This is a genomic window from Bremerella sp. P1, assembly GCF_028748185.1.
Taxonomy (GTDB): Bacteria; Planctomycetota; Planctomycetia; order Pirellulales; family Pirellulaceae; genus Bremerella.
In genome coordinates this window covers 200,041-213,910 of the sequence record NZ_CP118164.1, presented here as the reverse complement: position 1 = coordinate 213,910, position 13,870 = coordinate 200,041, and the positions used below count along the sequence as shown (strand labels likewise).

Below are 13,870 nucleotides of genomic sequence, written 5' to 3'. Positions count from 1 at the left end.
TGAATGCTGGTCTATGGCGTTGTGAGGAGTGTGTGAATTTTGCCAACTCCACCACAACAACGATTGACGACTGGCCACAACCTGAAGCAAAATGCCACGAGATTCGGTCAGATTAGCTGCGACCTGTATGGACAGAATTTGTGAAGCGAGTTCTCTCAATCCGAAGTTTTGCCGCATGGCTTTGCCTTGCTGTGATCCTGTTTGGGTCCGGCGGAGCACAGCTGCTGCATGCAATTCCTGGGCTGGGGCACCACGATCACCATTGCTGTCATTCCCACAGCCATGCCTCAGAACTTGCCCACAAGCATTCTCATTGCAGCCATGGTCACGATCATGGCCATCATAGCCACAGATCCGTGGCGGCTACGCCTGTTGAATCCGAAGCGGATTTAACCAGCAAGCAATGGAGCGTTGAGCATCACTGCGTGCTGTGCGAAATCATCGCGGTGCTGCACCATGGGACGCTGTTGATCGATTCGCCGGAAACTTCGACAGAGGTTTTCAGCGGACAATTCTATCTTTGCGAGGCGTCCCAGCAGAATTGGCGTCTTTTGGGCGTGCCGGCCCCCCGCGGACCGCCTATCTCTTAGCCTCTGTAGCAGATGATCCTTCAACTGGGATGAAATATGCGCGCGATGCGTTTCCCGGCCAGGCATCTGATCTTTTCATGTGGATTGAACGGCGAACTCCCTAGCGATCCGTCCCAGCGGGATGCGTCTGTTGCTAGTGGAATCCTAGTTCGATCTCTCTGAACAAAAGCAAATTCCAGACAACCTCTTCGCATAGACAGGCGAAGCGGTTGCGCCTCGTTCTTCGTCGATATCGGAGACACCTGAGTCTGCGCTGGTCCGCAAGCTCTGTACGCCAACTCCTTAGGAATTTCCAGGATGAGTACCACTCAAACGTCTGCCAGCCGTTGGGCCTGGCTGACCAGTGACTATACGCCGTGGGCGAACAAGTACGTCTATTGGCTGAAGACGCCGATCGGCATTTTGCTGGCCTTGGCTGCTGTGGCACTGGCCATGGGGACCTTCGTAACACCGCAGGGATACGTGCTACTACTGACGATCCTGGCCGTTGTTGGGCTGGGCGTGGTGTGGCCGTGGGTTGGGCTGCGAGGCGTTTCGTGCGAATTGAAGTTCCGCACGCGTCGTTGCCGCGAAGGGGAGAAGGCGGAAGTCATAGTCGAAATTGTCAATCGTTGGCCGATCCCGGTGTGGGGATTAGCGATCGAAAATGGCTTCTTTGTTGAGGACACGGCGAGCGACGCCGCGGTGGCACTAGCCCGCATTCCCGGTTGGTCGCGATGCGAGTTCGTCTGGCGGTTTCAACCACTCCAGCGTGGCGTCTACCCGCAGGCTCCTCCTCGGATTGTTACCGAATTCCCGTTTGGACTATGGAAAGCCAAGCGACCCGTGAAGGTCCAGCAGGAGCTGACGGTCTGGCCGAAGACGTATCGCCTGTCGAATTTTCCACTACCACAAGGCAACCATCGCAGCGTAACGTCCCCCAGCGATCAGCGGACCGGCCAGGAAGGAGAACGCACCGGCGTTCGACCGTTTCGTCAGGGAGATTCGCTCCGCACCATTCACTGGTCGTTGACTGCCCGGCATGGTCGGTTCATCGTTTCGGAGCGACAAGGTTCCGCTCAAACTCGGGCACGCATCTACGTCGATCTTGATCGCAATTCTCATCAAGGGTTTGGGCCCGATAGCACCTTCGAATGGGCTATCCGCATTGCGGCGAGTATCGCTACCGAGCTCGTTCAACAGCACAACGTCGTCGTTCTGGACTTTGGGACACACGAAGAACAGATGACCGGCGCCCAGGCCAGCATGCATCGGACCATGGATCGACTGGCCTGTCTCAAGCCAACCAAAGAGCCGGCAGTCATGCGAAGGAGTAGCAATGGTTGCGACTGGTCGGTTTCCGTTGCTACCGATCTCAGCCAATCCGAGAAGCCAACCAAACGGACGATCGTGCTGCGAAGCAATGGTTTTCGAGCGGCGCCAGAAGCTTCTGAGAAGCAGGCCGTGTTAGCACATGTCAAACCTTGGATTTGTGTCGAAGACCATGACAACGCTGCTCGCCAGTTGCTTTCGCAGTGGGCCACGAAAGGACGGGAGGCTTGGTGTGGTAACTGACAAGTTCACCCAAAGAATTCATTTCGCGATGGTGATAACCGCTGCCTTGGGAGTGCAGTTGGCAATTAGTCACGGTGAACTGGGTTTCTGGTGGCAGTGGTTGGAAGTCGCGATGGTAGCCGCGGTCGCCTGGCTGTGTGCCTGTTACCTGTCGCCAACTGAGCCGCTACGCGACACACGTGTGATGGGGCTACTGATTGCCGTAGTTGCCGGTCACTTCGTGCTGGAACAAGTTCTCTACCAGGTGTTTCCCCGATCAGGTCAGCTGTTTGAAGGACAGGTGTCCCTCGCGCTACGCAACCTCATGATTGCGTCTCTGCCGTTTCGATCGGAGAGGCGGATCGCCAACATGACTACGCTGACAAGCCTGGCCTTGATGGCAGTTAGCGTCTTCATGAGTGTTTATTGGTCGGTGACGATCTGTGGAATTGTTTACGCAGTGCTCGGCGTGGGTTGGCTAGTGACCTCGTACTGGGATCGTATCGCGGGAAGGTTTCCGGAGGGGACGAAGTCGGAAATTCCTCGCGGTGCCGTAGGGCTCGCGTTCTGTCTGGCCGTTTTGCTCGCGGCAACTGCAATTGGCATCGCAGGTACGAACCACGCGACACGAGCACTGGCCGGATTCATGCCTAGTTCCGGAGGAAATCGCGTTTCCGATGTGCGATCCCAAGGTGGTGTCGGTGATGGGGATGACCTGGTTCAAGGTACCAAAGATGCGATGAGCTTCGGGCCGACCGAGAGCGAAGTCTTTCTCGAGTCGAAGATGCCGAGCCTATTCGACGTGTTCGATGACACCTATGACGCTCCGGTGATCAAGAAGAAAACACTCCAGAAGGCAATCAGCCTTCCCCCATCAAAGATGGAGCATCGCCACTCACGCGTCGCGACGACCAAATCGAAGGGAAACGACTTTAGCCTGCTGCGCAAGAATGAGGCTCGTCGGCAGAAGTCCCTCGACGATAAGAAGTCGCCGGCATTGTTCTATGTGAAAGGACGCGTGCCACTGCATTTGCGGACGACCATCTATGATCAATTTGATGGCGTCAACCTACAAGCAGCTGACAGTCACGATGAACCTCCTCTGAAGTTGATCAAGGAGGAGGGAGTGCCATGGTTCAACATTTCGTGTCCCTTGTCGGAGGAACACATCCATTCCACCGAAGAGCATCTCCTGAAGTTCATCAATCTAAAGACAGATCGCATTCCGTCCCCTCCGCGCCTGGCACGCTTTCAGATCAAAGACGTCGATCGAGAGGATATGTTTGGCTTGGCAGTCGATGGGCATCCTCGGATAACCGTGGACTTCATTCCGCAGCTTACGGTCATGCGGGTACAGTCGTTCCTGGTTAGTTCGCCAACTCTGCTCAGCGACTATGCGACCAGCAAGCTTCAGCAAAGCATTTCGCTTCCAGACCAGGAGGCTTCGGCTCCACGAATTCGTGAGCTTGCTCACCAGTTAACCGCCGGCTTGCAGCCTGGATGGCAGCAGGTCGCGGCGGTGCGAGATCATCTACGAAGCGAATACGTACACGCGTCCGATAGCCAACTGACTGAGGATATCGAGTTCCCTGTTGAGACGTTTCTTTTCGATACGAAGCAGGGACCTGATTATCTCTTTGCTACGGCCACCTCGCTTCTCCTGCGGGAATTGGGGTACACGTCACGCGTGGTGAGCGGATTCTACGCGGATCCACAGCACTTTGATACCGGTACCTGGCAAACTCCAGTCGCGAAGGAAGACGTTCACTTCTGGGTGGAAGTCTCTTGGGATGGCAAAGTATGGCATCCCCTCGAACCCACTCCCGGTTACGAACTCTTAACACCGAGGCTGACTCCTTGGCAGCGACTTCAGGCTGCCTGCATGGCTGCATTCAAGTGGTGCGTCAGCAATTGGATACCACTTACCGTTGCTGCCATCGTGATTGTCGTCGTCTTTGTGCTATTCGCCCGCTTGGCAGACATCGCTCTTCGTCTGGCCAATCGGTATGCCTGGTTTGGCAGCGATCGTAATCGAATCCTTTGGACGGCACGTTTAATGCAGTGGCGAGCGAGGATTCAAGGACACCGACGTCCGGAAGGAAAGACGTTTGCCCGTTGGATTCAAGAGTGCTGCCAACCCATCTCGCAGGATTTTGTCGCTGCCACGAATTGGGCGCTTTATTCACCGACGTTAAGTTGCCCATTCTCCCATAGCGAAATCGATCGTGTTTGCAACGAAGCATTCACCACGTTTGTTCATTCGCCTCCCCCGAAAAGTTCAGCATCCGCTTCTAAGGAGCTATCGTGAAAACTGTGTCCGATAATGATCTGCAAGTTCTTGTCCCTGAAGGGGAGTGCGAATTTCAGCCGATGATCGACGGCATTCGCCAGGCGTTAAATCAGACCCTGAAGGGCAAGCAAGACGTTGTGGAGAAGGTAATTGCCTGCGTGTTGGCTCGGGGGCACATCCTGCTGGAAGACCTTCCGGGGCTGGGAAAGACCACCCTGGCCAAGGCACTTTCGACAGCGATCGGAGGTGACTTTGCCCGCGTGCAGTGTACGCCAGACTTGATGCCCAGCGATGTGACTGGCTTCAACATGTTTAATCAAAAGACGCGTGAGTTCGAGTTCGTTCCGGGGCCGGTCTTTTCCGACGTGCTGCTGGCCGACGAAATCAATCGTGCCACGCCGCGTACGCAATCCTCCCTGTTTGAAGCGATGGCAGAGCGGCAGGTAACCATCGACAAGCATTGCCACCGCCTGTCGGAATCGTTCTTCGTGATTGCCACCCAAAACCCGGTCGACAGTCACGGCGCCTATCCCTTGCCGGAAGCCCAACTCGACCGGTTCGCCATGCGGCTGAGTATTGGCTACCCCGGCAAGGACAACGAGATCGAGATGTTGGCCTCCAACATCCATCGTGGCGATCGAGAGCAAGCAGATGTCGAGACCGTGCTAACTCCGCGGCAACTGCAACAGCTTCAAAACCATGTTTCCCAGGTGCATATCGAAACGAACTTGCTCCGATACATGGTCGAGTTGGCCGAATTCACCCGCAACCGTAGCGAAGTCACGCTGGGCGTCAGTCCCCGTGGATTATTGACGTTGCAGCGTGTGGCCCAGGCCTGGGCTCATTTGAATGGTCGCGACTTCGTCACGCCGGACGACATTCAAGAGATGGCGCACCCAGTACTGAATGTCCGCTTGTCGGGCGAATTCGACGATTCAGCGGAGCTCATTGAAGAGATGCTGCGTACCGTTCCTGTTCCCGTGACGCGGGGTTGATCCATGACATTTGGTGATTTCTGGCACACATTCTCGGTCGAACAGTCGGTGGTTACACTACTGATGACGATGGTCCGCATTTTCGTGGAGTCGTCCGCCACGATACTTATCGGAATCCTTGGCGCAGCGGCTATTCGCGTCAGCGGTGGCTACAGCATATTGCAGAAGTGGCTGGGACCGGCAGGCAGCTTCGAGCGAACGTTTCGTTTGCTGGCAGCTTGTTTATGCGTTCCGGTGTGTGCTCTTGGCGTCATTCCGCTTGCGAAGGAACTTTCCGACGGGGGCATGCCACGTCGTGACTTGGCCGTGCTGTGGCTTGTTGCTCCACTGCTCAACCCCTTGTCGATTCTCTACGCGATCAGCGTATTGCCAATCTGGCAATGTGGTGTATTTCTGCTGGTTGCTTGCGCCTACGCCGTCGTCGTTGCCGAGGTTGCCGGGCGGTTTTTCGAAGAGCCCCAGAACAGGAAGCCAAGTTCCATTCCCGAGGTAACCAACGGCACAACGAGACTCTGGAACGCCGCCGTCGCGGCTGGGCAAATCGTGACGGGTTGGTCGATCGTCTACATCGTGCTTGGCATGATTATCTCAGGCGTGGTCGTCGGTCTGGTTCCATCGGGGGCGTTCGAAAGAATATTCTCGTATCAAAATACGACGGGGCCTTTGGAAACGATGGTGTTGACGGGGCCGCAGATGGTGACCCCGATCACGTTCACCATGGCGGTGTCAGCCATTCATTCCACACACCTTGCGTTTGCGTGTGCCATTGTTCTGCAACTGCTCGGTGTTGCGTGGTGTGGGGGTACCGTGCTGGCGATGCGTTCGGTTTGGGGAATCCAGCGTACGCTGGCACTCCTGTTAGTGACACTAGTTCTGGCGACTACCGTCAGCTATGGAACTTACTCCGTGTTCCCACCGGCCCCTGGTGACGAAGAGGAAACTCACGGCCTCGATACACTGGCCCGCCCCTACCATGCGAACGTTGGCCAGTTCTCTCTGGCGTTGAGTCAACAACTGAACCATACCGACCTGATCATGCAGGCCGGCACGACGCTACTCGGTATCCTTGCGTTGTGGGGCATCGTGGTTCGGTTCCGGGGGCTTCGCTTTCGTGAAGATCCTATCTCTTCAACCGATGCGAAACCGTCCGCTGGTCGCTGGAATGTCGAGTTGACGCCGGGACAAGTTGGCATGTCGCTTATTGGCGTGGCCGCGTTCGGAATCATCATGCTGATGTATTCCATCTTCCCTAGCGTGGAGGAATCGTTCGAGCAAATGAAAAAGGTATCCGCCGACGCGGTGATCGCGGTGAAGACCAACAAGACGCATGTTGCCCAACAGAAACTTGCCGAGTGGGATACGGTGGCTGCTCGGATGCCGGTGGGTTGGGTTCTGAGGATGGGCGTTCCCAATACTCAACAGGCGTCAGAAATCCGAGCCCTTCGAGAGTTGCTTTGGAAGACGCGTCAACAGTTCGCTCAGGCCGAATTGACCGATGCGGAGGTAAGAGAACGAGGAGCCGAATTGATCGATCAATTTCAATCGTGCCGAGTCGTCTGTTTGGGAGACAAGACATGAGTAATGTTTCTGAGCAAGACGCACACGCTTTACCTTCCCCTGAACTTCGTGCCTGGATCGGGCAGCTTTTGTGGATGGTTGGTGTTAGTGCCGCGTTGACCTTTGGCTATGCATTCTATAGTGAGTCGGCCCTGTTTCGCGGTCTGGGGATTCAACTGCTGTTGACGGTCGTTCTGCTGTGGTCGACTCGTCGGTCGATCGAGATTCAAGCATCGACTTTATCGGGCCAAGCGAAATCGATCGAAGCCTGGTCGCTGCATACAATATTCACGGCAGGCCCCATGTTCGTGCTACTGATTGGCGTGATCATGTCACTGCTGGTCGGTCGTGTTGAAGTCGCTCGTCCACTGTCTCCGCAAGAAATCGCGACCTCGGCGATTCTCGCTGTGCTTATGGCAAGCCTGTGGACTGCGTTGGGGAAGATGACTCAGGGGATTTCCGAAGAACCTTCCGGCGATCTAGCGACCATTAGACTAACGCTCCACGAAGCTCGCGTGGGGTGGTTCCTCGCTGCGGCGGCTCAGCTGGCATCGTCCGTGCTGGCGAGTATTCCCCAGTGGCTTGCCGTCATTGTTCATGTCTATTTGGCCATCGTAATCGGCGAGAGCGTACTGCGATTGTTGATTGCCTGGTTCCAGTTGGAACGCATTAGCGGTACTGATCGGGGAGAGTTGCCTGACCCCCTCGACTCGCTCTTTCGTGAAGTCCTGCTGTCCTCGCTAAATCCTCTCGACACGTTGTTTAAGATTGCTGAGCGACGTTTCGGATTGAGTCTTCGCTCTTCCTGGTCGATCCGATTCTTCCGCCGGGCAACGCCGGTAGCTTTGCTGGTATCCATACTTGTATTCTGGTTGTCGACTTCGCTTGTGATCGTACAGCCTGACCAGTTGGCACTCTCGGAAGTATTGGGACAGGTCCAATTGGAACCGCTCCAGCCTGGTTTGCACACCAAGTATCCTTGGCCATTTGGGAGTGTGCGACGTGTATCGGTTGGCGAGATCCGCACACTTCAAATAGGGTTCTCGCAGCCGGTGGATGAAAAGGCTGTCGTCGCTGTCGAGCCGCGCTCGATGCTCTGGACTGAACCGCACGCCAATGAGTTCGCCCTGGTGTTGGGGACCCAGTCGGAGTTGGTCGCTGTCAACGCTCAGATCTATTACCAGGTTGGCAAGAACGTCGAGCAACTTAAAAACTATCTCGTGCGACACGCGGACCCAGCCAAGACGCTCGAGGCGGTCGCTTACCAGGTACTTCGTGAAGAAACGGAAAATGCGACTCTCGACCAGGTACTGACCGAAGATCGCCAGGCATTTGCCCAGCGAATCGCCAGCAAAGTGACCGAGAAGTCTCGGGACATGCAACTGGGGATCGAGATAGTGGATATCAGCTTGCTGAGTTTGCATCCGCCTGTCGAGGCAGCCGATGCCTATTTGGATGTCAGCAATGCCGAGAGCGATGCTGCGCGACGGGTGATTCAAGCACGCGGCGACGCTCAAGCCAAGCTCCTGGGTGCGGAAAAGGAATCCGCCGCACTGGTCGCGTCCGCGAAGCAGGCTGCTGCCAAGCGGGTTGGGCTGGCAGGCCAAGAAGCATCCCACTTTGCCGAGGCCAGCAAAGCCTATCGGGCGGCCCCGGAAACCTATCGAACGCGGCTTTGGTTCGATACCTACGAAAAAGCTCTCCCTGGCCGGCAAGTCTACGTGATTGACTCGCAGCTTCAGGATGTACTCGTCACGGAGCCCAATGCCTCGTTAACTCCTACCGTCATTCCACCACTCGCATCACCGTCCCCCTAGTTGGCCGGTACAAGACATCTCATGGAAAACGCAATCGAACATCAATCCAATCAGACAGCACCACTCTGGACGAAATTCGTACGGATTGGTCTGGGAATTTCGATCTTCATTCTGCTGGTGGCCTATCCCTGCTACGTTCAGGTATCGGAAGGGACATCCGTGGTTGTCACTCGCTTCGGCAAGCCAACTCGGCAGTTGATGGAACCCGGGGCGTATTTCAAGCTTCCGTGGCCCGTCGAAGATGCCCGCGTTGTCGACTTGCGGCAACATGTCTTCAACACGCCCTACACGGCAACGCTAACGCACGATCGCCGCAACGTGGTTCTCTCTACATTTGTAGTCTGGAATGTGGCCGACCCGCTGCTATTTCTTCAATCCTCCGGAAGTGTCGAAGCCGTGTCCGCGAAGATCGATGGCATGGTAACCGCCGCCAAGAATACGCGGATGGGCGGCTACGATCTGTCCGCGTTGGTTTCAACCGACTCGGCTCAACTGCAGACCCAACGCATCGAACAGCAACTTCTGCAAGACGTGCAGCAAGATGCACTCGAGAAGTTTGGAATTCAGATCCTTCAGATCGGGATCAATCGAATTGCCTACGAGTCTTCCAATGTCTCGGCCGTCCTGGCCCAGATGAAAGCCGAACGGGAAGCCGCAGCGAAGCAGCTGCGAGCCCTGGGCGAGAAAGATGCCAACGCGATTCGCGACGATGCAGTCGTGCGGAGCGAAGAGATTTTGCGAGACGGCCGTTTGGAAGCAGGCCGCATTCGGGCCGACGCCGAGCAAAAGGTTTCGGAGATTTACGCACAAGCTCATTTGCGAGATCCCGAGTTCTACCGGTATTGGCGTTCGCTGGAAGCCCTCAAGCGAAGTCTCGGAAGTGATTCGACGATTATCCTGCGAACGAATGAAGGATTCATGGATCTGCTGACCGATCCGCCTCAGGTTCCCCAAACGGGCTCTCCGTCCTCGCTGCCAACGACGTCCGAGGACCGTACGGCGAAGTTTCCTTCCGGCAATACCCAGGCAACCGCGGAGAGGCAGCCATGAGTGATCAGCGTACCTTCTCACCACCCCCTCCGCCGAGAGAGAATCGGGCCCGACGTTCCGAGCAGATCGGTGTTGGCGTCGGTGCCGGCATGCGGATCATTGGGTTACTCGCCGCACTGCTAATGATTCTGTTTTGGTGCTCAGGCATTACCATGGTTCAGCCCAACGAAGTTGCTTTGTTGACTCGCTTTGGCAAGCTGGTCGGAAACACGCCCGGAGAGCAAGTTCAGCCACCGGGCATCTTGTTGGCGTTGCCCTATCCGATCGATGAAGTCATTCGCGTTCCTGTCAAAGAAGAACGGGAAGTCTCAATCGATCGACTCAAACTAAGTGCTGCCGGTAGCAATACAACCGCACTCGATCCCATTCGGGATGGTTACGTGCTTTGTGGCGACCAGCACATTCTGCAGACCAATGTTCGCGTGAAGTATCGTATTAGCGATCCGGTCGCGTTTCATTTCCAAGCCGATCAACCGGAGCGAGTTCTCAAGGAAGCGGCTGCAGCTTCGATCGTCCAGACGATCGCCGGCTGGAATGCGATGGATACCCTGCGTCTGCAACGTTCTTCCAACACGGAAGAAGTCGAGCGTCTGCCGATATCGGTTCGCGAGAGTCTTCAGAGGCGACTCGATCAACTTGGACTCGGCATCGAAGTCAGTGCGGTTGAGTTCCGTGAAATCATTCCCACGCCACAACTGGCCGAAGCATTCGAGAATGTACAGAGCGAGCAAATTCATATCGAAACCCGAAAACGCGAAGCGGAAGGCTTTGCCGCTCGAACAATTCCCAAAGCCGAGGCCGATCGTTACACGCTAGTCAACGAGGCAACACGCTTCCAAACGGATGTAACAACGAAAGCAGACGAAGAAGTAACCCTTTTCGACAAAGTCTATGCCCAGTACCTGGCCAATCCCGACTTGGTCTGGTCGCGTCTCTACCTAGAGTCGATGGAGCAGATCATGCAGTCGGTGGGGCGCCTCAAGTTCGTGGCCCCCGGGACGCGGATTGTCATCTCTCCGAAAAGTTCTGCGGAGAAGTCTCCTCCTGTTGTAATTGACCCAGTTAAGGAGGAGACCCAATGAGTTCCGTATCGGTAGCCAAACGAATCCAGACCGACCTGGACGCTGGTTTAACGGCCTACGAAAAGTGGCGAATGAGTATCCGTTTCAGTACGGCCTTAGTCGCTGCGTCGCTGCTTGTGGTTGGAATTCTAATTGAACGCTGGATGCCTGCCGAGCAGCTTTCCCTGGGGGCCGCATTTCAGGCAGCGGCAGCACTCCTGGTGCTTGCTCCGATCCTATGGGAAGCGTTGTGGGGACTGTTTCGCGAATCCCCGGAATACTATAGCGGGCAGTTGGTAAGCATTGCCGCGCTGGCGGCATTCGCGATTGGCGATTTTACTACGGCGGTCATTGTCCCGGTGATATTGAGCGTGGCGTTCTTCCTGGAAGAACGCAGTATTCTCGGTGCTAATTCCGCCATCGCTGGCCTTCAGGCGTTGCAGTCGAACCTTGCCCGCAGGCTGACCGAAGACGGCACAGAACGATCAATCGCGGCATCGGAGCTGAGAGTCGGCGATACGATTGTCATTGCTCCCGGTGAAAGCATTCCGGCCGATGCGGTCGTTTTGCATGGACATGCGGCGATTGACCAGTCTTCGATCACAGGCGAATCGACTCCGGAAGAAGTCAGCCCTGGCTCGAAAGTATTCGCAGGTTCTATGAACTTGAACGGATTGATCCGAGCACGAGTCACCTCAGCCGGCGACGACACGACGCTCGCGAAGGTTCTGGATCTGTTCCAGGAAGCCGAGCGGTCCAAAACACGTGTTCTTCGCTTGGTAGAGCAGTACGCCAAGTACTTTGTTTTGGCGGTCCTGATGATCGCCGGGATCACCCTCTTTCTGATGCACGATGTGACACGTGCGATTACCGTCCTGGTGGTGGGTTGTCCTGGGCCGTTTCTCATCGCAGGTCCCGCGGCGATGGTCGCTTCCCTGGCAGTTGCCTCGCGGCATGGCATTCTCGTGAAGAATGCTCGCTTCCTCGAGGCCCTGAGCGAGGTTAATAGTGTCGTTTTCGATAAGACGGGGACCGTGACCACCGGGCAGTTGGATGTATGTCGCGTGGTCCCATGTTCCGGAGAAGAGATAGCGATAATCCAAGCCGTTCTGCCAGGCGTCTCCGTCAACCAACATCCGGTGTCCAAGGCCATTGCCCGGTATGGTAAGCAGCAGGATCTGTCGTTCGTTGAAGCCGAGGAGGTTGAAGAAGTTCCAGGGCTTGGTATTCGAATCCACTACCCCGACGGGCGAGTTGTCCTCTTGGGGCGTGAAAGCTGGCTCAACCAGGAAGGAATCGAGACGCAGCCGATTGACCACTCCGGCCCCATGGTCTGGGCCGCCGAGATCTCTGGCGAAACGCAACGATCTCTTGGATGCATTTGCCTTTCCGATCATGCCCGTGCCGACTCGTCGCAGGTAATCCAATTGCTGCGAGACCTGCGGGTCGAACGTACTGTTCTTCTGACAGGCGATCGTTCGGCGGTTGCCCAGCATATCGGGCAAGAGGTCGGTGTCGACGAGATTGTCTCCGAGGTGCTCCCATCCGAAAAACTACAAGTAGTCGAGTTGGAAAAAAAGGCTGGCTACAACGTCATGGTCGTAGGAGACGGAATCAATGATGCCCCGGCACTCGCGGCCGGCAATGTTGGTGTGGCGATGGGTGTCGGCGGTGCAGACATCACGATGCGCAGCGCCGATATCGTCCTGATGACCCATCAACTTGATCGACTCCCCATGGCCATGGTTCTGGCCGCCAAGACGAAAGCAACGATTCACCGAAACGTTCTCATCGGCGCCGGACTCACCCTGGTGATGCTGGGGATGGCCTCGGCGGGAACGATTACGCCGATCGCCGGTGCGGTCCTTCAGAACATTGGAGAAGCATTTGTGATCATTAACAGTGCCGCGATCCTACGCTGGAAATGGCAGCCTGTCAGTCAATCAACTTCGTCCTGAACTTGTCCGTAGCCTATCGCCCCGAGCGTACCCGACCAGGATAAAACGATGCATAACCACACGCACGAACTAACTCTCGGATTTGCTTTTCTGTTGGGAGCGATCCACGCCCTGGAACCTGGCCACGGAAAGACGGCCATGCTTGTATATCTGGCCGGAGAAAAACGGAGTCTCTGGCACCCGGTCGTCATGGGATTGAGTACGGCACTTTCCCATTCGATTTCCCTGTTTGCGATTGCCTTTGCAGTTCACTTAACCCACCACGTTGTAGCTGGTGACCACCATCACGAGCATTTCGTGTCCGACTTGCTCCAGTGGATCAGTGCTGGCCTGGTTCTTTGTGTAGGTGCTTGGATGCTGTGGAAGGCAATGTCGGGAAAGAAAACGGCTTGCTGCCATCACCATTCGCATGACTCTGGCTGCAAGCACCACGACTTAGTCCAACTTGGGGCCCTCGTCAGTTCCGAATCAGACGATTCAATGAAGAAGTCTTCCAGCAAAAGTAGCTTCTCGACAACCGCTTTGCTGGGTATCGCGGTCGGATTGTTGCCTTGTCCATCGGCGTTGGTCGCATACTTCACAGGCCTTTCCACCGGCCAGCCGTGGGTGGCGTATGGAATCATTGCCCTCTTTGCCGCAGGAATCGCCACGTCCCTTTCCGGCGTAGGACTCTGCCTTCAGCTATTTGGAGAGCGATTAACAAACGTCTCCCAGAGGGCCAAGCACTTGCCCTGGCCCCACATCCGAGCCGCCCTGATACTTGCGATCGGTCTGTTCTATGTGGTTCGCTTAACTAGCGATTCATGGCTTGGATACCCTCTGTCTGCTCTGATCCAGTAGCTCCTCAATGCGAGAACGAAGCGACGCCTCCCCATCGACATACTCCCACGTCGCATGCTTGATGGTTTAAAGCGTTGTCCTCAACGGCTAAGGGCTGGCCAAAGTCGTTTCGATTGTAAGGGCAGGTCAATGCGCAGCACGACACCTCGCGTTCAATTTAGTTATTAAGGAAGTTTTCG

General features: G+C 55.8%; 10 protein-coding genes. All 10 read left to right on the top strand.

Features of this window, described 5'->3' with window-relative positions; translation table 11 throughout:
- Positions 1-228 precede the first annotated feature (228 nt).
- The 10 genes from PSR63_RS00900 to PSR63_RS00855 all read left to right on the top strand — a co-directional run bounded on the left by PSR63_RS00900 (position 229) and on the right by PSR63_RS00855 (position 13,691).
- A complete protein-coding gene (locus tag PSR63_RS00900; RefSeq protein WP_274329932.1) occupies positions 229-393 on the top strand; it encodes a hypothetical protein in 165 nt (54 codons plus the stop codon).
- Between the two features lie 494 nt (positions 394-887).
- Positions 888-2,144: a DUF58 domain-containing protein gene (locus tag PSR63_RS00895; RefSeq protein ID WP_274329930.1), complete on the top strand. Its 1,257-nt coding sequence runs from the start codon at positions 888-890 to the stop codon at positions 2,142-2,144.
- A complete protein-coding gene (locus PSR63_RS00890; protein ID WP_274329928.1) occupies positions 2,134-4,431 on the top strand; it encodes a transglutaminase-like domain-containing protein in 2,298 nt (765 codons plus the stop codon). The genes PSR63_RS00895 and PSR63_RS00890 overlap by 11 nt, the downstream gene beginning before the upstream one ends.
- Positions 4,432-4,493: 62 nt before the next feature.
- Positions 4,494-5,408 carry an AAA family ATPase gene (locus PSR63_RS00885; RefSeq protein WP_443111110.1) on the top strand — a complete coding sequence of 305 codons (915 nt, stop codon included), beginning with the start codon at positions 4,494-4,496 and terminating at the stop codon, positions 5,406-5,408.
- Between the two features lie 3 nt (positions 5,409-5,411).
- Positions 5,412-6,986, top strand: coding sequence for a permease (locus PSR63_RS00880; RefSeq protein ID WP_274329924.1), 1,575 nt, complete (start codon positions 5,412-5,414; stop codon positions 6,984-6,986).
- Positions 6,983-8,782, top strand: coding sequence for a protease modulator HflK (gene hflK, locus PSR63_RS00875; RefSeq protein WP_274329922.1), 1,800 nt, complete (start codon positions 6,983-6,985; stop codon positions 8,780-8,782). Before PSR63_RS00880 ends, hflK (PSR63_RS00875) begins: the two co-directional genes overlap by 4 nt.
- Before the next feature lie 21 nt (positions 8,783-8,803).
- Positions 8,804-9,832: a protease modulator HflC gene (gene hflC / locus PSR63_RS00870; protein WP_274329920.1), complete on the top strand. Its 1,029-nt coding sequence runs from the start codon at positions 8,804-8,806 to the stop codon at positions 9,830-9,832.
- Entirely contained in the window at positions 9,829-10,914 is a 1,086-nt protein-coding gene (gene hflK, locus PSR63_RS00865) for a protease modulator HflK (protein ID WP_274329918.1), read from the top strand. Before hflC ends, hflK (PSR63_RS00865) begins: the two co-directional genes overlap by 4 nt.
- Positions 10,911-12,851, top strand: coding sequence for a heavy metal translocating P-type ATPase (locus PSR63_RS00860; RefSeq protein WP_274329916.1), 1,941 nt, complete (start codon positions 10,911-10,913; stop codon positions 12,849-12,851). Before hflK (PSR63_RS00865) ends, PSR63_RS00860 begins: the two co-directional genes overlap by 4 nt.
- Before the next feature lie 48 nt (positions 12,852-12,899).
- Positions 12,900-13,691: a HoxN/HupN/NixA family nickel/cobalt transporter gene (locus PSR63_RS00855; RefSeq protein WP_274329914.1), complete on the top strand. Its 792-nt coding sequence runs from the start codon at positions 12,900-12,902 to the stop codon at positions 13,689-13,691.
- The last annotated feature ends 179 nt before the right edge of the window (positions 13,692-13,870 follow it).